Origin of the sequence: Collimonas sp. OK307, from assembly GCF_900113705.1 — a bacterium.
GTDB lineage: Bacteria > Pseudomonadota > Gammaproteobacteria > Burkholderiales > Burkholderiaceae_D > Collimonas.
In genome coordinates, this window is sequence record NZ_FOQI01000008.1 from 26,470 (window position 1) to 46,186 (window position 19,717).

The 19,717-nt window shown below is 57.4% G+C and carries 20 protein-coding genes; 3 read left to right on the forward strand and 17 right to left on the reverse strand.

The window, feature by feature from the left end; translation table 11 throughout:
* Positions 1-34: 34 nt before the first annotated feature.
* The 17 genes from ureG to BM205_RS12040 all read right to left on the reverse strand — a co-directional run bounded on the left by ureG (position 35) and on the right by BM205_RS12040 (position 16,045).
* Entirely contained in the window at positions 35-664 is a 630-nt protein-coding gene (gene ureG / locus BM205_RS11960) for an urease accessory protein UreG (protein WP_092356745.1), read from the reverse strand.
* Positions 665-704: 40 nt separating this feature from the next.
* Positions 705-1,385, reverse strand: a complete 681-nt coding sequence (locus BM205_RS11965) for an urease accessory protein UreF (RefSeq protein ID WP_092414734.1) — start codon at positions 1,383-1,385, stop codon at positions 705-707.
* A 14-nt stretch (positions 1,386-1,399) separates the two neighbouring features.
* Positions 1,400-1,918, reverse strand: coding sequence for an urease accessory protein UreE (gene ureE, locus BM205_RS11970; RefSeq protein ID WP_092414735.1), 519 nt, complete (start codon positions 1,916-1,918; stop codon positions 1,400-1,402).
* A 21-nt stretch (positions 1,919-1,939) separates the two neighbouring features.
* Positions 1,940-3,640, reverse strand: a complete 1,701-nt coding sequence (gene ureC, locus BM205_RS11975; protein ID WP_092414736.1) for an urease subunit alpha — start codon at positions 3,638-3,640, stop codon at positions 1,940-1,942.
* The gene (locus BM205_RS11980) at positions 3,637-3,948 is read right to left on the reverse strand and encodes an urease subunit beta (RefSeq protein ID WP_092414737.1); all 312 of its coding nucleotides are present in this window, start codon (positions 3,946-3,948) and stop codon (positions 3,637-3,639) included. Before BM205_RS11980 ends, ureC begins: the two co-directional genes overlap by 4 nt.
* A gap of 12 nt (positions 3,949-3,960) precedes the next feature.
* Entirely contained in the window at positions 3,961-4,263 is a 303-nt protein-coding gene (locus BM205_RS11985; protein WP_092356730.1) for an urease subunit gamma, read from the reverse strand.
* A gap of 52 nt (positions 4,264-4,315) precedes the next feature.
* Positions 4,316-5,233 carry an urease accessory protein UreD gene (locus BM205_RS11990; protein WP_092414738.1) on the reverse strand — a complete coding sequence of 306 codons (918 nt, stop codon included), beginning with the start codon at positions 5,231-5,233 and terminating at the stop codon, positions 4,316-4,318.
* Between the two features lie 6 nt (positions 5,234-5,239).
* Positions 5,240-5,938 (reverse strand): urea ABC transporter ATP-binding subunit UrtE, encoded by a 699-nt coding sequence (urtE, locus tag BM205_RS11995; RefSeq protein WP_092414739.1) that lies wholly within the window; start codon positions 5,936-5,938, stop codon positions 5,240-5,242.
* Positions 5,939-5,944: 6 nt separating this feature from the next.
* Positions 5,945-6,811: an urea ABC transporter ATP-binding protein UrtD gene (gene urtD, locus BM205_RS12000; protein WP_092414740.1), complete on the reverse strand. Its 867-nt coding sequence runs from the start codon at positions 6,809-6,811 to the stop codon at positions 5,945-5,947.
* A complete protein-coding gene (gene urtC, locus BM205_RS12005) occupies positions 6,808-7,947 on the reverse strand; it encodes an urea ABC transporter permease subunit UrtC (protein WP_092414741.1) in 1,140 nt (379 codons plus the stop codon). The genes urtD and urtC overlap by 4 nt, the downstream gene beginning before the upstream one ends.
* Positions 7,944-9,548: an urea ABC transporter permease subunit UrtB gene (urtB, locus tag BM205_RS12010; RefSeq protein WP_092414742.1), complete on the reverse strand. Its 1,605-nt coding sequence runs from the start codon at positions 9,546-9,548 to the stop codon at positions 7,944-7,946. Before urtB ends, urtC begins: the two co-directional genes overlap by 4 nt.
* A 453-nt stretch (positions 9,549-10,001) precedes the next feature.
* Positions 10,002-11,255, reverse strand: a complete 1,254-nt coding sequence (gene urtA / locus BM205_RS12015; RefSeq protein WP_092414743.1) for an urea ABC transporter substrate-binding protein — start codon at positions 11,253-11,255, stop codon at positions 10,002-10,004.
* Between the two features lie 379 nt (positions 11,256-11,634).
* A complete protein-coding gene (locus BM205_RS12020) occupies positions 11,635-12,717 on the reverse strand; it encodes a calcium:cation antiporter (protein ID WP_092414744.1) in 1,083 nt (360 codons plus the stop codon).
* Between the two features lie 118 nt (positions 12,718-12,835).
* Positions 12,836-13,780: a 4-hydroxy-tetrahydrodipicolinate synthase gene (dapA, locus tag BM205_RS12025; RefSeq protein ID WP_092414746.1), complete on the reverse strand. Its 945-nt coding sequence runs from the start codon at positions 13,778-13,780 to the stop codon at positions 12,836-12,838.
* A gap of 54 nt (positions 13,781-13,834) precedes the next feature.
* The gene (locus tag BM205_RS24580) at positions 13,835-14,206 is read right to left on the reverse strand and encodes a hypothetical protein (protein WP_254783862.1); all 372 of its coding nucleotides are present in this window, start codon (positions 14,204-14,206) and stop codon (positions 13,835-13,837) included.
* A gap of 169 nt (positions 14,207-14,375) precedes the next feature.
* On the reverse strand, positions 14,376-15,095 hold the full coding sequence (locus BM205_RS12035; RefSeq protein WP_092414747.1) for an N-acetylmuramoyl-L-alanine amidase: 720 nt from the start codon (positions 15,093-15,095) through the stop codon (positions 14,376-14,378).
* Positions 15,092-16,045, reverse strand: a complete 954-nt coding sequence (locus BM205_RS12040; protein WP_092414749.1) for a LysR family transcriptional regulator — start codon at positions 16,043-16,045, stop codon at positions 15,092-15,094. Before BM205_RS12040 ends, BM205_RS12035 begins: the two co-directional genes overlap by 4 nt.
* Before the next feature lie 154 nt (positions 16,046-16,199).
* Here BM205_RS12040 and BM205_RS12045 point away from each other — a divergent pair, with 154 nt between their 5' ends.
* The 3 genes from BM205_RS12045 (at position 16,200) to BM205_RS12055 (ending at position 19,293) form a co-directional block, all read left to right on the forward strand.
* A complete protein-coding gene (locus tag BM205_RS12045) occupies positions 16,200-17,438 on the forward strand; it encodes an argininosuccinate synthase-related protein (protein ID WP_092414751.1) in 1,239 nt (412 codons plus the stop codon).
* The gene (locus BM205_RS12050) at positions 17,439-18,191 is read left to right on the forward strand and encodes a 2OG-Fe dioxygenase family protein (protein ID WP_092414753.1); all 753 of its coding nucleotides are present in this window, start codon (positions 17,439-17,441) and stop codon (positions 18,189-18,191) included. It abuts the gene before it with no gap.
* A 121-nt stretch (positions 18,192-18,312) separates the two neighbouring features.
* A complete protein-coding gene (locus BM205_RS12055) occupies positions 18,313-19,293 on the forward strand; it encodes a DMT family transporter (protein WP_092414755.1) in 981 nt (326 codons plus the stop codon).
* Positions 19,294-19,717 lie beyond the last annotated feature (424 nt).

Below are 19,717 nucleotides of genomic sequence, written 5' to 3' on the forward strand. Positions count from 1 at the left end.
GATAAAAGTTGTTGGTGTTGCTTATTCAGGCTGCTTATTTGGGTTGATCAAGCAGACCTTGTTTGCGGATGAAAGCGATCACTTGCTCAACCCCGTCGCCGCTGCGCAGATTGGTGAAGATGAACGGTCGCTCGCCGCGCATTTTTTTTGCGTCATGCGCCATCACGTCGAGATTGGCGCCGACATAGGGCGCGAGATCCGTCTTGTTGATGATCAGCAGGTCGGAACGGGTGATGCCGGGGCCGCCCTTGCGCGGAATTTTTTCGCCGCCGGCAACGTCGATTACGTAAATGGTCAGGTCGGACAGTTCCGGGCTGAAAGTAGCCGCCAGGTTGTCGCCACCGGATTCCAGCAGGATCAGGTCGAGGTCGGGAAAATCGGCGCTCATGCGGGAAATCGCTTCCAGGTTGATCGATGCGTCTTCGCGTATCGCCGTATGCGGGCAACCGCCGGTTTCCACGCCCATCAGCCGTTCGGCCGGCAAGGCATCGGCGCGCAACAGGATCTCCATATCTTCTTTAGTGTAGATATCGTTGGTGATGACTGCCATGTCGTAGTGGTCGCGCATGCCTTTGCACAGCATTTCGCACAAGGCGGTTTTGCCGGAACCGACCGGGCCGCCGATGCCGACGCGGAGTGGATTGGAGGTTGAGGAAGTGCTCATTTTTAGGTTCGCTTAAAAATATTGAATGTTTGGTTTGATTTCAGGAGCGATAGAGACGGCTGTACTGTTCTTCGTGCTGCATCGACAGCAGCGACAATCCTGGCGACCAGTTGCAGAGTTCATGATCGGCCAGGTGTTGTACGTTCTCGGCTGCCAGCCGCAACTCAGCTTGCAAGGACAGCAGTAAACGCTGGCCGGCAACCTGACCCAAGGGTATTGTTTTGACGCACACCAGCACCTGGTTTTCCGCCCAGGAAAACAGCATGCCGAGCAATGCTGCCTCGTGCGGTACTTGCAAGGCCACCGCGGCGTAGGCGTAAGCAGTTGGCAACGGCAGTTCCGGCTGGGCTTGCAAGATGGCTAGAAGTTCGGCGTCGCCTATCTGCAATTCGATCGCCAGCTTACCCAGGGAAAATCCCATCTGTATGGTTTCGGCGCGGAACTCGGCAGTGTCGCGGGCAGCGATGAAGCGTTCAGTCCAAAGTTCGACCGCAGCGCCGTCACGCCGCTCGAACGCTTGCAACAGACGCCACAAGATCGGCGCTTCAAACTGCGCGACAACTTGCTGTAAATTGTCGCAGATCCAGTTGCGTGCAGATTCCGGATCCTTGACCCAACCCTTGTCGATTGCCGTTTCCAGCCCTTGCGAATAGCTATAGGCACCGATAGGCAGCGAAGGGCTGGCTAGTTGCAGTAAATGAAGCAGCGCTGTTGCATGCATGGTGTTTGCCAAAGTCAGACCGCGGTTTCGTCACCGGGGCGATGGATCTTTTGTCGCAACGGCACCGGCGCCAGCAAGCCGTCGTGATGATGGTGATGGCCGCCGCCGTAAGCACCGGATTCCGGCTCGAACGCGGCCAGCTCCTCGGTAACCGTGGCGTGCAACCCTTCCAGCATTTCCTTCAGCACCGGATCCTTGCGTATGCGCAGGAAGCCGTCGCCGACATGGGCTTGCGTGTGCCTGTTTCCAAGATGAAAAGCACAGCGCAACAGGGCGTGCGGACTGGTGCACTCGATTCGGTAAGTGGCTTCTGCGGCGGCCAGTATCCTGACCACGCGTTCCAGGCCTTCGTCATCGCTGCCCTTGATCAAATCGCCATGCCGCAGCACGGTGCCGCGTACGGTGAATACACCTACTTCCTCGCCTGTGGTCAGCGCCGCGCGCAAGCGGCTTTTTTCGCGTAGCTCATAGGGCAAGATCAGTTCGCCTTGTACCAATTCGGCATGTTCTACTTTTGTGTTGAGAATTAACATCTTGCTCTCGTTAATATAAAATCAAAATAGAAAATAACGCTGCGCCATCGGCAATATGCTGGCCGGCTCGCATATCAGCAGTTCGCCATCGGCGCGTACTTCATAGGTTTCCGGATTGACTTCCATGTGCGGCGTGGCGCCGTTGTGGATCATGTGGTGCTTGCGCAGATGGCGTACATCCTTGACCGGCACTACCGGCTTGTTCAGTTTCAAGCGTTCGCCGATACCGTCGTCGTACGCAGCTTGCGAAACGAAGGTCAGCGAAGTCTTGAGGCCACCGCCGTAGGCTCCGAACATCATGCGGTAATGTACCGGTTGCGGTGTCGGAATGGACGCATTCGGGTCACCCATCTGTGCCGCTGCAATCATGCCGCTCTTCAGAATGGTGGATGGCTTGACGCCGAAGAAAGCCGGTTTCCACAAGACCAGGTCGGCAATTTTTCCGACTTCGACGGAACCAACCACATGCGCGATGCCATGCGTGATCGCAGGGTTGATCGTGTATTTTGCAATGTAACGTTTGACTCGGAAATTATCCGATTTACTGCTGTCCTCAGACAGCGAGCCGCGCTGGACTTTCATCTTGTGCGCGGTTTGCCAGGTACGCATGATGACTTCGCCGACCCGGCCCATGGCCTGTGAATCGGAAGACATCATGCTGATGGCGCCGATGTCATGCAAGATATCTTCAGCGGCGATCGTCTCGCGCCGTATGCGCGATTCGGCGAACGCTACATCTTCCGCAATCGCTGAATCGAGGTGATGGCAGACCATCAGCATGTCGAGATGTTCATCCAGCGTGTTGACGGTAAACGGCCGGGTCGGATTGGTCGAGGAGGGTAGTACGTTACTGTTGCCGACTGCGGCGATGATGTCCGGTGCATGGCCGCCGCCCGCGCCTTCGGTATGGAACGTATGGATGGTGCGATCCTTGAACGCGGCCAGCGTGTGCTCCAGGAAGCCGCCTTCATTCAGGGTGTCGCTATGGATCGCGACCTGCACATCCATGCGGTCGGCGACGCTCAGGCAATTGTCGATGGCGGCCGGAGTCGACCCCCAGTCCTCATGCAGCTTGAGGCCGATGGCGCCGGCGCGTACCTGTTCTTCCAGCGGGCCCGGCAAGCTGATATTGCCCTTGCCAAGGAAACCCAGGTTCATCGGGAAAGCATCGGCTGCAGACAGCATCGCATGCAGATGCCAGGGGCCGGGCGTGCAAGTGGTGGCCGCGGTGCCTGCAGCCGGGCCGGTGCCGCCGCCCAGCATCGTGGTGACGCCGCTCATCAAGGCTTCTTCGATTTGCTGCGGGCAGATAAAATGGATATGTGAATCGATGCCGCCGGCAGTCACGATCTTGCCTTCGCCGGCGATAATTTCGGTGGCGCCGCCGATCACCATGGTGACATCCGGCTGGATATCCGGATTGCCGGCCTTGCCGATGGCCGCGATCTTGCCGCCCTTGATGCCGATGTCAGCCTTGACGATGCCCCAGTGGTCGATGATCACGGCATTGGTGATCACGGTATCCATCACCTCCTTGTGCATGCGCTGCGACTGGCCCATGCCGTCACGGATCACCTTGCCGCCGCCAAATTTCACTTCTTCACCGTAGGTGGCGTAGTCTTTTTCGATTTCGATGAAGAGCTCGGTGTCTGCCAGGCGAATCCGGTCGCCGGTGGTCGGGCCGTACATTTCGGCGTAGGCGTGGCGTGCGATTTTACTCATTTCTGTAATGCTCCCATGACCTTGCCATTAAATCCGTAGACAATGCGGTCGCCCGCCAGTTCGACCAGTTCCACTGTGCGCTTCTGGCCCGGCTCGAAGCGGACCGCGGTGCCGGCCGCTATGTTGAGCCGCATGCCATAAGCATCCTCGCGTTCGAACAGCAGGGCCGGGTTGACTTCGTAAAAATGAAAATGCGAACCGATCTGGATCGGCCGGTCGCCGCTGTTGGCGACGCTGACAATAGTGCACCTGCGGCCGACATTGAGTTCGATGTCGCCTGGCTGGATGAACATTTCTCCTGGGATCATGATTGCTCCAGTCTAGGGAATGGGGTGATGTACGGTGACCAGCTTGCTGCCATCGGGGAAGGTGGCTTCAACCTGGATATCGGGAATCATTTCGGCGATGCCGTCCATGACATCGGCCCGTGTCAAGATCTTGCTGCCGTAGGACATCAGCTCGGCGACGCTCTTGCCATCGCGAGCACCTTCCATGATGGCGGCGCTGATCAAGGCGACAGCTTCCGGATAATTCAACTTCAAGCCGCGCGCCAGGCGGCGCTCCGCCAGCAATGCGGCGGTGAAAATCAGTAGCTTGTCTTTCTCTCTTGGCGTCAGGTCCATGGTTCTATTCTTTCTTTCAGATCGATTTTCAGATCGGTGTTCAGATCAACTATCAGGTATTCCAGATCCGTGGCACCAGTGCTTCGTGCCCCAGCAATTGCGGACGGATCAGTTGCCACGTCTGCATCATCCAGCGCCGCGCAAGTTCGCTGGAGTGCCCCAGGTGGCGCAGCACCAGCACCGACTTCATCTGGGTTGCGCCGACGCTGGCCTGGTCTCCTGCCAGTTGGTTGGCTAGCTCGCGCAACTGCTGCAGGAAGCTGGCGGAGAATGACTTGCCGGCTACCAGCAAGGTGGCGCAGACGGTGCAATCCGCCAATCCCAGGCGGCTGCGCATGGCGTCGCTGCCGCCGTTCAGCATGCCTTGTTCAAAATATAATAATTTACCATCGCGACGGATGCTGGTGAGCTGAGAAATGCGGCCGCTGTTGAATGTTTCGCCCGACGCTGTGCGGCCGAAGCAAAGGATTTCGCCGCCGATATAGCGGGCGTCGCCTTGCAGCTCGACCTGGTGTTCCAGGGCTACGCAGGCCTGATCGAAAAAAATGGTTTCTTGCGGCAGCCATTCCAGCGCAGCGCCATCGGCAACCTGTAACGTTACCTGCTGTCGCGAACTCTTGCCGTTGGCCTGGTACCACTTGGCTGCGCCGGGTGTGGTGAGGAAGGCATGCGCGCGTGCACCGACACTGGCCTTGATGCTCAGCTGATCGCCGCCAACCACGCCACCAGGCGGATGAACGATGATGGCGTGGCAGATCGACGAGTGTTCCGGATAGAGCGCCTTTTGCACGCGCAAGGGACCGTAGTGGGCGCGATCCAGCAAGCGCGTGGTGCCGCGGTCGTCGGCAAACGCCAAAGACAGCCAGGCCTGGTCGCCGCTGCGCCGGGTTGATTGGGCGACAGGCATAACCGGCACAGGCGGAGCAAGTCCGGCTGCCGGCAAAGGTAGCAGGGTAATCAGATTGTCCATGCGGCACTATACCGCCAAGTGTCGTTTTACGCTGTCATCATCCATGTTCTCCTGGCCGCCGGCAGCGACCACTTCACCGCGCGAAAGCACCACAAAACTATCTGCCAGGTCACGCGCAAAATCGAAGTACTGTTCGCACAGCAGGATGCCGATGTCACCGCGCTCGCGCAGCAAGCGGATCACGCGGCCGATATCCTTGATGATCGATGGCTGGATACCCTCGGTCGGCTCATCCAGGATGATCAGCTTGGGTTCCGCGAGCAAGGCGCGTGCTATCGCCAATTGCTGTTGCTGGCCGCCGGACAGGTCGCCGCCGCGCCGTTGCAGCATTTCCTTCAGCACCGGGAACAATTCGTAGACTTCATCTTTGATCAGCAAAGCCTTTTTCCCCGACTTGGTGGCCATGCCCATCAACAGGTTTTCTTCCACCGACAGGCGGGCGAAGATTTCGCGTCCCTGCGGTACATAGGCAATCCCCAGCGCGGCACGCTGGTGCGGCTTCAGGCCGGTGATATCGCGGCCTTCCAGCATGACCTTGCCGCTGGCGCTGGGCAGCACGCCCATCAGGCATTTCAGCAAGGTGGTTTTGCCGACGCCGTTGCGACCCAGCAGAGCCAGGCATTTTCCTTTTTCCAGGGACAGCGAAATCCCGCGCAAGGTGTGCGAAGAGCCGTAATACTGATTCAATTGTTCAACGTTTAACATATTCTTCTAGCGCCCGAGATAGACTTCAATCACACGCTCGTCGGCCTGCACTTCGGACATCTTGCCGGCCGCCAGCACCGAACCTTCGTGCAAGACCGTGACCTTGCCTTGTTGGGCGATTTCAGCGACAAAACCCATGTCATGCTCGACCACCATGATCGAGTGTTTACCGCGCAGTTCGTTGAGCAGCTCGGCAGTGCGCGCGGTTTCCGCATCTGACATGCCTGCTACGGGTTCATCCAGCAGCAGCAGCTGTGGTTCCTGCATCAGCAGCATGCCGATCTCCAGCCATTGCTTCTGACCATGCGAGAGCAGGCCGGCCAACCGTCGCTCGTTACCGTTGAGGCGGATCAGCTTGAGACAGGCATCGATCTTGTCGATCTGCTCCGAGCTGAGCCTGGAAAACAAGGTGGTCTTGACGCGCTTGTCCATCTTCATGGCCAGCTCGAGATTCTCGAACACCGTGTGCTGTTCGAATACCGTCGGCCGCTGGAATTTGCGGCCGATGCCGGCGTGGGCGATGTCGTATTCGGTGAGTTTGGTCAGGTCGATGCTTTGACCGAAAAAGGCGGTACCGGCGCTGGGACGGGTCTTGCCTGTGATGACATCCATCATGGTGGTTTTGCCGGCGCCGTTGGGGCCGATGATGCAACGCAGTTCGCCCACCGAAATATCGAGGTTCAGATTATTCAGCGCCTTGAAACCATCGAACGAGACCGTGATGTTTTCCAGGTATAGGATAGCGCCGTGGGTGGTGTCAACGCCTTCCGGCTTGATCCGCGCATACGAGGTGCCGTAGTCGGCATGCAGGGCGTTATCGACTTTATCGGATGGCTGCGCCGGATTATAGATCGGGCTGATGGGCTGGTTCATGCGGCCTCCTTGTTATTCTTGGATTTGCTTTTCAACTTTGCCGCCAGGCCCAGGATCCCTTGCGGCATGAATAGCGTGACCAGGATGAAAATCAAGCCCAGCGCATACAGCCACAAATCGGGGAAAGCGCCGGTGAACCAGCTTTTCAGACCGTTGACAGAGAAGGCGCCGATGATCGGCCCCAGCAGCGAGCCGCGGCCGCCGACGGCTGCCCAGATCACCATTTCAATCGAATTGGCCGGAGACATCTCGGACGGATTGATTATGCCGACCTGCGGCACATACAAGGCGCCGGCAATGCCGCACAACACCGCCGACAAGGTCCACACAAACAGCTTGAACCAGAGCGGGTTATAGCCGATGAACATCAGGCGTGATTCGGAATCGCGTACTGCCTGCAACACCCGGCCCAGCTTGGAAGTGACGATCCAGCGGCAGAGCAGCAGGGCGCCCAGCAGGAAGGCTAGCGTGATCAGGTACAGCACCGCCTTGGTCGACGGCGCCGTGATCGAGTAACCCAGGATGCGCTTGAAGTCAGTGAAGCCGTTGTTGCCGCCAAAGCCAGTGTTGTTGCGGAAGAACAGTAGCATGAAGGCGAAGGTCATGGCTTGCGTGATGATCGAGAAATACACGCCTTTGATGCGCGAGCGGAAGGCAAAGTAGCCGAACACAAAAGCCAGCACGCCCGGCACCAGTACCACCAGCGCCATGCAGTACCAGAAGTTGTCGGTCAGGGACCAGAACCAGGGATAGGTTTTCCAGTCGAGGAACACCATGAAATCGGGCAGGTTGCTTTGATAGACGCCATCGCGGCCGATCGCCCGCATCAGGTACATGCCGTGGGCATAGCCGCCCAGCGCAAAGAAGACGCCGTGGCCGAGCGAGAGGATGCCGGTGTAACCCCACACCAGGTCCAGCGCCAGCGCTGCCATGGCATAGCACATGAACTTGCCGACTAGCGCCACTGTATAGCTGGAAATGTGCAGCACGTGGCCGGCAGGGAATGCCAGGTTGAGTATCGGCAGCAGCGCCAGGATCACGCTGCAGAAGATGATTCCGCTCCATGCAGGGCGTGAGAACAGCGGTGTCTTGGCCGCTGCAATGTGCTGAGATATGCTTTGAGATGCGGCTTTCATTCGACGCTCCTGCCTTTCAGTGCAAACAGGCCTTGCGGACGTTTTTGAATGAAGACGATGATGAATACCAGGATCGCGATTTTGGCCAGAACCGCGCCTGCCATCGGTTCCAGGAATTTATTGACTTCGCCCAGGCCGAAGGCGGCGATGACGGTACCCGCCAGTTGGCCGACGCCGCCCAGCACCACCACCATGAAGGAGTCGACGATATAGCCCTGGCCGAGATCCGGTCCGACATTGCCCAGTTGCGATAGCGCCACGCCGCCCAGCCCGGCGATGCCGCAGCCGAGGCCGAAGGTCATCATGTCGATCTTGCCGGTCGAGACGCCGACGCAAGACGCCATGCGGCGGTTTTGCATGACGGCCCGTACGAACAGGCCAAGCCGGGTCTTGTTCAGGATCAGCCAGACTGCCAGCACCACGAACAGAGCGAAGAAAATGATCACGATGCGGTTATATGAAAGCACCAGCGAGCCAAGCACGGTGACGCCGCCCGACATCCAGCTGGGATTGGCGACTTCGACGTTTTGCGCACCGAAAATCGAGCGCACCAGTTGCATCAATATCAGGCTGATACCCCAGGTGCAGAGCAGGGTTTCCAGTGGTCGGCCATATAGCCAGCGCAGCACCAGCCGCTCCAGCACGATGCCGACGGCGGCGGTGACGATGAAAGCAGCCGGCAGTGCTACCAGCAGATAGCCGTCTAGCGCTGCGGGGAAGTATTGGCGGAACAGCAGCTGGCAGACATAGGTGGTGTAGGCGCCGATCATCAGCAGCTCGCCATGCGCCATGTTGATGATGCCCATCAGGCCGAAGGTAATCGCCAGTCCGAGTGCGGCCAGCAGCAGGACGCTGCCGAGGGATATGCCGTAGAACACTTTGCCGATGAAATCGACGGTTGCCAGGTGGCGGTCTAGTACACCGAGGGTACGCACTGCTTCGATGCGGACTGCTTCGTCGGTTTCGATGTAGCTGCCGTCGGGATTTTTGTTAAGCAGGTTTTGCAGGGCGGGGCGTAGATTGGCGTTGGTGCTGGCGGCCAGGGTTTGCACTGCGGCTTTGCGGGTGGCGGCGTCGGGGGAGTGCAGGTTGGCGGTGGCGATCACTTGTTGCAGGGTGGCCTGGATTTCGGGGTCGGTTTCTTTGTGGAGTGCTTTGCTGATCAGCGGGATTTGGGCTGGTTCGGCGGTTTTCATCAGGTCGGTGGCGGCGGCCATGCGCAGTTTGCGGTTGGATGAGAATAGCTTCAGGCCGGAGAGGGCGCCTTCTACCGTGCCGCGCAGGCGGTTGTTGACGCTGATTCCTTCTGCGTCGTCGGGGGTGGGTAGGGTCTGATCGGTGGCTGGGTTGAATGCCTGGGTGTCGTCGACGATCAGTACCGTGCCGTCTGGTTGGGCATATAGCGCATCGGTGTTCAATGCATTAAGAATTTTCAATGCGTCGTCATTGGCCAGTGCGGCGATCTGGTTGACCGCGACAATACGCGCGTCAGGGTCGTCGCCGGCCAGAGGTTTGAGCAATGCAGGATCAATTTTGGCGTGTGCCAGCGTGATGTGCAAACACAAACCAGCAATGAGAAGGATTTTTCGTGAGATTTTCATCAGTAAGTTTTCATGCCGGTTTTTCCTACCATGGCGTTACACGAAAGCAGTTAAATGGGGTCAGAGTTTTTTTTCGCGCCCTTCGCGAAAATTACTCTGACCCCTTTTAACGGGCCACGGAGTAAGTGCTGCTGCATGCGACGAGGTTCATAGTTACTTAAAACGGTAACTACTCCGTGGATACATGCCGGGGGTAGCCCGGCGGCTACTCACTTTCTTTGCTTCGCCAAAGAAAGTAAGCAAAGAAAGGCGACCGCAAAGCCACTGCCTTCCCTTTGGTCAGGTCCCCAAATGCATCACGCATCAGTCGGGTGGAAAGACCAACTCGCTGCGCTCAAACATGTCTTCCCACAATTCCCGACTGACACGCGCCACATTTGACAGCGTCCCCATGCGGACTTCAACTTCAAAAACAACATCAACGTCAAAGACAACAGCCTTGATTTGCTGGCGTCAGAGTTTTTGCTTTGCTTCATTCCCCGCGATATACGGGCTCCAAGGTTGGGCGCGGATTGTTGTCTTGGTTTTGTTTACTACGTTGAACTGACCATCAGCCTTGATCTCACCAATCATTACCGGTTTGTGCAGGTGATGATTGGTTGCGTCCATTTCCAGTTCATAGCCGGACGGGGCTTTGAATTTTTGGCCGGACATGGCTGCGATGACTTTGTCTGTGTCCGTGGATTTGGCTTTCTCTACCGCTTGTTTCCACATGTAGATGCCGACATAGGTTGCTTCCATCGGGTCGTTGGTGACTACGGTGCTGGCGTTCGGCAGGTTCTTGGCGAGGGCGTAGGCTTTCCATTTTTTGATGAAGGCGGTGTTGACCGGGTTTTTCACCGATTCAAAGTAGTTCCATGCTGCCAGGTGACCAACCAGTGGCTTGGCGTCCACGCCGCGTAGTTCTTCTTCACCTACCGAGAACGCTACCACCGGTACGTCCGTGGCTTTCAGACCGGCGTTGCCTAGCTCTTTGTAGAACGGCACGTTGGAGTCGCCGTTGATGGTTGAGATCACTGCGGTTTTGCCGCCGGCCGAGAATTTCTTGATGTTGGCGACGATGGTCTGGTAATCGGAGTGGCCGAACGGTGTGTAGACTTCGTCGATGTCCGTATCTTTCACGCCTTTGCTGTGCAGGAAGGCGCGCAGGATCTTGTTGGTGGTGCGCGGGTACACGTAGTCGGTGCCGAGCAGCACGAAGCGCTTGGCGCCGCCGCCTTCTTTCGACATCAGGTATTCCGTCGCCGGGATCGCTTGCTGATTTGGTGCAGCGCCAGTGTAAAAGACGTTTTTCTCTAACTCTTCACCTTCATATTGCACCGGATAAAACAGCAGGCTGTTGAGTTCCTTGAATACCGGTAGCACCGATTTGCGCGATACCGAAGTCCAGCAACCGAATACCACCGATACCTTGTCTTGGGAAATCAGCTGGCGCGCCTTTTCGGCAAACAGCGGCCAGTTGGAGGCCGGATCGACTACTACCGGTTCCAGCTTTTTGCCTAGTACGCCGCCATTGGCATTGATCTCTTCGATCGCCATCAGGGCGACGTCTTTCAGCGATGTTTCCGAGATGGCCATGGTGCCGGACAAGGAGTGCAGAACGCCTACCTTGATGGTGTCCGCAGCGAACGCGGATGGTAGCCATGAGCTGGCGGCAAGTGCGAAAGCGCCGAGTGCGGTAGCTTTCAAAACGGTGCGACGTGACATGAATTTCTCCTCCAGTTGTGAGCGATAAAAAACAGAAACACAAAATTAAGCACGGACTAAGAAAGCAGGTAGAAATCAGATACCGGGAATGCATTGATTGCGTAATAGCTTTAGCAGAATGCGTGCCAGTCGGGAGGGCGGCGTCACGCGCCAGTTTCAAGAATGCTTACTTGAATTTTGAGCAATGTTGGCGCAAACGAGATTGTCGACGCCCATATTTGGTGAGGTGGGATTTTGGCGTTGCTTATGTGCACCAGTGTGGTGCCGGGCAATGTGATGGCAAGGCGCCGGTGAAAAAATGAACTTGATTAGTGCAAAAAAAAGGCAGCTTACGCTGCCCCGGATCTTTGCCCGCCGTCGACCGCGCGGCGCGGTCGGTTTAGGGAACGATGGTAGTAAACAAATAGACAGCAAAAATCACCAGGTGGACAGTCCCTTGCATGACAGTCGTGCGCCCGGTGCCGAGTGAAAAAGCGGCGACGATGAACGACAGCAGCAAAAGTACCGTTGATTTGATATCCAGGCCGAGCGACAAGGTCCAGCCGGTAGTCAGCGAGACGATGGCCACAGCCGGAATGGTCAGGCCGATGCTGGCCAGCGCTGAGCCCAGCGCCAGGTTGAGGCTGGTCTGGAGGCGATTGGCGCGCGCTGCCCGCACGGCGGCCAATCCTTCCGGCAGCAGCACCACTGCGGCAATGATGATACCGACCAGGGTCTTGGGCGCACCGACGCTTGCCACTGCGGTTTCCAGGGTCGGCGCCAGCGACTTCGCCAGCAGAACCACCGCACCCAGGCAAACCATCAGCAGGCCGCCGCTGATTATCGCTACCTTGTTCGATGGCGGCGCCGCATGGGCATCTTCATCGCTGATCGCTTCTTCCGGCAGGAAATAGTCACGGTGGCGCACGGTTTGCACCAGCACGAAGGTACCGTAGAGTATCAAGGAGATGATGGCGATGAACGCCAGTTGGCTAGGGCTGTAGAACGGACCCACTGCAGATGAGGTGTAGTTGGGTAATACCAGGGTCAGCACCGCAATTGCCGCCAGCGTGGCGAGCGAGGCGCTGACGCCCAGCAAGCCGAAGCTTTGTTCTTTATGGCGGCTGGCGCCAACCAGCAGGCAGATGCCGACGATACCGTTGAGAATAATCATGATGGCGGCAAACACGGTATCGCGTGCCAGCCCGGTAGTTTCCTCGCCGCCGGCCAGCATCAGCGAGACGATCAGCGCCACTTCAATCAACGTCACCGCCAGCGCCAGCACCAGCGTGCCGTAGGGTTCGCCAACCCGGTGCGCCACTACCTCGGCGTGATACACCGCTGCCAGCACGCTGCCGAACAAGCCGGCCACGAGTAATATTGTGTAGGCGCCACCGAAATTAAAACTCGCGCCGCCAAGAAAGAGCCAGCCGGCGATCGGGGCCGCAATGGACCATATGGGGAGTGTAGGAGAAATTTTCATACGCCGATTGGACACGTAACAAGCAATTTTTGCAAGTATTACGTGAATGGCAATCTTTTGCAGGCGTCATCAGGTGGCATCGGGCTAGAAAATCAATCGCTGCCAGATATAGCCGGGTTCATCTTACCAGGCCCAGCAGTCGGGATTTTCCACGAATCGCGGATTCCGGTTTTGCCGTATTGCCCGCGACCGGAATCGACATCAACTTCTCCAGCGCTTTGGCCAGTTTGACTTTGCCTGTTGCCGTCATCCGTGTCATCGGCAGGCGCAGTTCATCCTGTATTTCTCCTTGCATGGCCAGGGCGGCTTTTACCGGGCCGGGGTTCGGCTCAGAGAATAGCAGCTGGATCATCGGCAGCAATTGTTTGAACAGGGTACGGGCAGGGCCGATTTGTCCGGCGCGGACCAGTTCAAACAAGTGTACAAACAAATCCGGCCGGATGTGAGCAGCGGCGGAGATGGCTCCGTGTCCTCCCAGGCAGAAGGTGTTGAATAACATGGCGTCGTCGCCGCATAACAGGGTCAAATCCGTGCGGCTGATCAATTCCATGGTTTGCATCAAATTACCGCTGGATTCCTTGATGGCCACGATATTTGCATGTTGTTCCAGAGCGGCTACGGTGGCGACATCGATATTGACGCCGGTCCTGGCCGGGATGTTGTACAGGATGACCGGGCTCTCTGCCGCTGTCGCCACCGCCTCGAAATGCAAACGTATGCCTTCTTGCGAGGGGCGCACGTAAGACGGCGCCGAGACCAGGAAGCCGGCTGGGCGCAGCGCGTTCAGGCGCGCGATTTTTTCCGCGACTAGCCGTGTGTCGCTGCCGCTGACGCCCATTACGACAGGACAGCGGGTTTGCACGGCTTCCATCACGCCGCACAGTATCCGGTCTTGTTCATGCTCGTTCAACGTCGCGGCTTCGCCGGTGGTGCCGCAGACCACCAGGCCATGCACGCCGGCAGCGGACAAGCGCAGGGCGAGTTGCTGCGCACTGTAAAGATCAAGTTTGCCCTGCCGGAAAGGTGTGACGAGAGGAATCCAGATGCCTTCAAAGATGGACATGGTGATGTTTTGTTTTCAGTTGGTGTTGGATGGGTTTGATGTTGCCAGTGGTGCTCATGCCTGCAGGAGCGGAGAAATGCGGCCAAACTCGGCTTGCGGCAAGGTCCTCATGATGTTGCAGATGACGGCGTCAACCGAGGCCTTGCTCAGGCATAGCCAGAATTTCATCTTGCTGGCGTGCTCCACCGGCTTGACCCGCATATAGACCATCAGGTCGCCGCAGGTACTGACGATGACGCGCCGCAGTTCGGCCACGGAAGCTGTATCCACGGTGATGCACATCATGAAATCTTTGTGCGTAGGGAGCGCCTGCTTGCGACCGGAACGTAGCGGAAGAGGCAAGGCGGGGAGCCGGATTTTTTTTGAAACGGCAACCGGAAGAGAAGAAAAACGCCATACCGATGCTGCTGAAATTACCTGATTCATAGAGGATGTCTACTGGTCGTTTTGGTGATTACAGATTAGCAGGGGGAGAGTAAAGATTCTCTAAAAAGGGATGACGGGTTTGTAAATTTTATGTAAAAACCTCCACGTAAGTGTTCTACGTAAGTACTCTACGTAAGTACGTCACGCACACATTGCGGTAGCTTCGCTGTTATGGTTCTGCGGGCAGACATTGCCGGACGCCGTGCGCAACGGCATTTGCAGCTTTATCGGCAAACTGCTGTGATGCCAGGCGCGCTTCCTGGTCCGGATTGGCTAGCACGCCGACCTCGATCAGCAGTGCCGGCGATTCCGCGGTTTGCAGTACCGCCAGATTGTCGAAGCGATGAATTCCCAGCCGCCGGTCAAGCAAGGGGCGGTTTTCACCTTCAACCGGAGTGGCGTGATACAGCGACGGATGTTCGCCGATGGCTTGCAGTTTGCGACTGATGCTCCTGGCGCAGTCAAGGCTACGCGCATAGTGCGGTTTGCTGCCTGAAACAAATAACGCATAGCCGGAGAATTCCCGGCTTCGGCCGGCGTCGAGCCACGCCTGCTGCATCGAATCGTGATGGATGGAGACGAACAGCGCCGCCTTGCCGCTAGCTTTGGTCCGCGCTTGCAACGAGGCCGGCGATCCCTGCGCGGCGATGTCTATCACCCCCAGTCCTTCTGCTTTCAATGCTTTTGTCAGGGCGATGGTGAATTGCCGGTTCAGATCGAATTCACGGGTGCCGCCGGGACCGATGGCGCCGGGATTTCCCATCGTATGGCCGGTATCCACCACGATTTGCCGTGTTTCCTGCCTGCCGCGGCTGGCGTTCGGCAGGCCGTACAGGCAAAGCAGGCCGGCCAGTGCCAGCATCTGTTTGCGGCCCACCAGTTGCTTCATTTGACGGCTGCCAGCCGCCGCCGGTCCAGGGGCTTCAGATCGGCCTCCATATGGCTGGCCAGGTAATCGATGAATACCCGCATTTTCGGCGCCAGATATCGGGTCGGCAGGTATTGTATGAAGGCCGTGCCCTGATAGGCGGCGACGAACTCCCAGTCGGTGAGCACGGCTTTTACCAAGCCTTGCTCAAGGGCGTTGCGCACGATGAAATAGGGCAGGCAGCCGATGCCCAGGTTTTGCAGCACACCTTCCAGCCGCGCTTCGCTGTGATTGACGACATAGCGTCCGCTGACCTTGATGATGGTGGTTTCACCCTGGCGCATGAAGCGCCAGTCGGAATCGCCCGGGGTTTCGCCGAGGTAAAGGCAACTGTGGCCGCACAGGTCTTGCGGTTGTTTGGGGGTGCCGTGCTGGGCCAGGTAGCTGGGCGTGGCGCACAGCACCTGGTCGATCGACATCAGCGGCCGCGCTACCAGGCCGTCGGCCGGCTGGCTGGTGATGCGGATCACCAGGTCGGCATCGTCATTGATCAAATCGACGTGACGATCGGTCAGGATCAGTTGCACGTCGACTTGCGGATATTTTTCCAGGAAACCGGGTATCAGGGGAGTAACCACCGATTTTCCGAAGGCTTTCGGCATGCCGACCCGCAGCAGGCCCTGCGGCACCGCTACGAATTTATCGGCGACGTCCATCGCCGCCTTGGCCGCGTTCACCATTTCCAGGCAGCGTTGGTAAGCCTCGCTGCCGGATTCGCTCAGGCGCAGCTTGCGCGTGGTGCGCTCCAGTAACCTGACCGATAATGCCTGTTCGAGACGGGATACCTGGCGGCTGACAGCCGAGGGCGTCATGCCAAGTTCCAGGGCCGCCGTCGAAAAGCTGCCGGTTTCCACCACCCGCACAAACACAGCCATGTCAGGCATCAGCTTGATATATCGGTTAGCTCCCATTCATTCCCGCCGCGCACAAGTGTTGTTCTGAATTGATAGATTATCGTATTTGCCGGAATAAAACATAATAACTATCAATAACGATGTTTTATTCGTATTTTTCGAAATAGTGGTCTCTATTAATTTACCCATACCATCCAGTGCCGGAGCGCCTATGATTCAGCCGCTAAAAAGAATACGCAGCATCGACGACCTGAAACTGGTCGCCGGCCACTGCGAGCATGTCCTGACTTTGTTCAGTGGTGGACTGGATAGCACTTACGCCTTGAAATGCCTGGTCGACAGCGGTTGCCGCGTCACGGCGCTGACAGTTGATCTGGGCGAGGGCGTCAATGCCGCCGACCTGCAACAGATCACCGCGCATTTTGGCGCCGAATTGCTGGTGATCGATGGCCAGCAAGCGTTTGCCGAGGATGCCGTCCTGCCAGCGATCCGCGCCAATGCCAAATACATGGGCATCTATCCGATCAGTTCATCGCTGTCGCGTCCTATCATCGCCCGCTTCGCCGTCGAAACCGCATTGCGCCTGGGCTGCAACGCCATCGTCCATACCGCTAATCAGTCGCAGAATACGCTGCGTCGTTTGAATGGCGCGATCGCCCAACTCGGGTATGCCGGTTATTACGGCACGCCCTATGAATACACTGCGATTTCGCGCGAGGAAAAAATCGAAGCTTTGCGCGCTGCCGGCCTGCCGCACTTCCAGGCACGCGGCATCAGCGGCGACGCCAATCTGTGGTGCCGTGAATTCGAATCCGGTTCGCTCGATAATCCGGAGTCGTTCTGGGTGCCGGAATCGCTGTTTGACTGGACCGCTGCAATCGATCCGGCGCCAGCCAGTGTGGAAATCTCGATCAGGTTTGATGCCGGCCGTCCGGTTGCCGTCGATGGCGAGGCTTTGCCGTTGGTGGAATTGATCGCGCGCCTTAACCGGCGCGTCGGCGCATTCGGCATCGGCCGCTATTGCGGCCTGGAACACCTGGAGCAGGGCGAGAAAGTGCTGGAAGTACGCGAAGCGCCGGCCGCCATGGCTTTGCTGGAAGCTTATCGACACCTGGAAACGGCGGTGCTGGACGCTGAACTGCTGCGCGAAAAACTCAAGCTTGAACAACTGTGGGTGCGCGAAGCGATCGAGGGCCGCTGGTTCACACCGTTGCGCACAGCCACCGACCGTTTCATCCTCGAAACCGCGCAGCATGTCAGCGGCACTGTCAATTATCGATTGCGCGCCGGCGCTGCCGATGTCTGCGCGATCCGCGCCGATGCGCCGCTGTACCTGACCGACCGCGATAGCTGGGAAAAGGAAATTGCCGCGCAACGTTCCAGCCGTCACCTGTCGTTGTCTTCCCATTCCGTATTGGATGCGAGCAAGCTGCTGACCGAGGAAAATTAAATGGAAATCGAGGCTTCGGCGCCAATCAAGATCGCGCCGCTCATCATTGATCATCTCAGCGGCGAACTACGGGGCCGGCTGTTCACCGTGCTCTCCGGCCGCGCCGTGCAAGCTGCCTGCGATGTCGATCTTGCGGCCTGGAACGAGTTCGCGGCTTGCTGGAACAACCTGCCGCAAGATAAGTACATGGGTGACAACGGCAGCTATCGATTCCGCCGTTACGGTGCATTCGAGCTGGACGCGGCCGACGGCGTGCTGCAGCAAATGCCGCACGGACCTTACGTGCAGCCGAGCTACATCAATAAACTCAACGGCGATATCGCACGTCATTTCGAGCCGCTGGAGCCGCACTTTGTCGATAACCCTTTCCTGTCCGGCTTGCTGCTGTCTCTGGCGCAAGTGTTTGAGCAGGTCGACGGCCGTAGCGGCAAATGGGACATCCGCCTGCACCCTTACCGGATACGCGCCAGTTCCCATACTCCCGGCAATCCGACGCCGGAGGGATTGCATCGCGACGGCGTCGATTACATCGTCACCATGATGGTGCGCCGTCACAACGTGGCTGGCGGTGAAACCTATATTACCGATGTCGCCGGCAAACTGATGTGCCGTTATACCTTGACCGATCCGATGGACCTGATGCTGGCCGACGATGCCCGCACCATGCACGGCGTGACCAAGGTGTTACCGGTTGAAGAAAGACGTGAAGCATTCAGAGACGTGCTGGTGATCGCCTACACCAGGACGTCCTGACGCAACAGACCTGACCAATATCCTCGGTGCTCCCGCCGTTTGTTCCGCTCAGCCTCCACCTAAGCGGAACGTTTTTTTTCTTAACTGATAGCGCTGTTAGCGCTATCTGGAGTAAAACGAAGTGACAAATATCTCTGCCAGCTCTTCTACCAAAGGTCTCTGGGTCGCCGATTTGCTGTTGTTGCTGGTCGCGATAGTGTGGGGCACCAGTTACGGTGTCGCCAAGGATGCGTTGTTGTTTTACCCGGTACTGGGTTTTGTGGCGATTCGTTTTTGCATGACTTTCCTGCTATTGCTGCCTAGCCTGCGCCAGCTGGCCAGGCCGGAAGGCAGGGCGGCTTTGCGGGCGGGATTGCCTTTGGGTTTGATTTTGCTTGCCATCTTTATTTGCGAAACCTTCGGTGTAGCTTTGACCCAGGCCTCGAATGCCGCTTTCCTGATCAGCCTGTGTGTGGTCTTTACACCGTTCGTCGAGTGGCTGGTGATGGCGCAACGCCCCAAGGCCAGCGCGTTTGTGGTGGCTTTCATCTCGCTCTTCGGCACCTGGTTGCTAACCATCGGCAGCGACCTGACTTTCAATCTGGGGGATGGTCTGATGCTGGCGGCGGCATTGTTGCGTGCCTTCATGATGGTCATGACCAAGCGCCTGACGGTCAACAAGAACATGTCCAACCTGACCCTGACCGCAGTGCAGTCCGGAGTGGTGGGATTTGGTTGCTTGCTGGTTGCCAGCCTGTTCATGCAAGGTGGCTTGCCACGGCTGCCCAGCGATCCCAGCTTCTGGGTGAGTACTATTTATCTGGTGTTGTTTTGCACGATTTTTGCTTTTTTTGCGCAGAACTATGGTGTCCGGCGCAGCAACCCTACCAGGGTTTCCCTGCTGATGGGAAGCGAGCCGGTATTCGGCGCGCTATTCGCCTCTTTTTGGCTGGGCGAGAAACTCGGTGCGCTGTCCTGGATCGGCGGTGGGTTGATTGTCGGCGCAACTTTGTGGGCGACCTTGCCGCGGTCGGTGTTTAATTTTGGTGCGCTTTTTTCTACGCGCAATATCAAGCCTGAAAGTGTACCTGTCATCGGTGCCGGGGCCGATTCGAGTCAGTAAGTACATAGATTTTATCGGCAATTGAATTCCTGATCAGTCCCAACGAAAACCAACGGAAACCATGTTTCGATAGAAGAAAATATCAGCCCTTTTACTATTGCTGTATGGAAATAATTGATTTACTCTGAATCATCAAACAGATGAATTTGAATTGAGAAACGTAAAGCAGAGAACCGGATGTAAAGCGTTGATTTTTTACACGGCATGCGCTCCAAAAGAGTCACCGACGCCGTTGTTAATCCTCAAGAGGGAAGTCCCATGATTTGCAGCAGATCGTATCCAGCTTTCATTCTTTCCCGCCACGCGTCAGACGCAGCCCGTCGCAGTTCTTCCCACCTTTCGGCACAGCCAGCGCCAACGCTAGCGCTGCGGCCATCCAGTTAACGGATATAACGTCCCGTTAAGCACTGCATCACAACCGGTG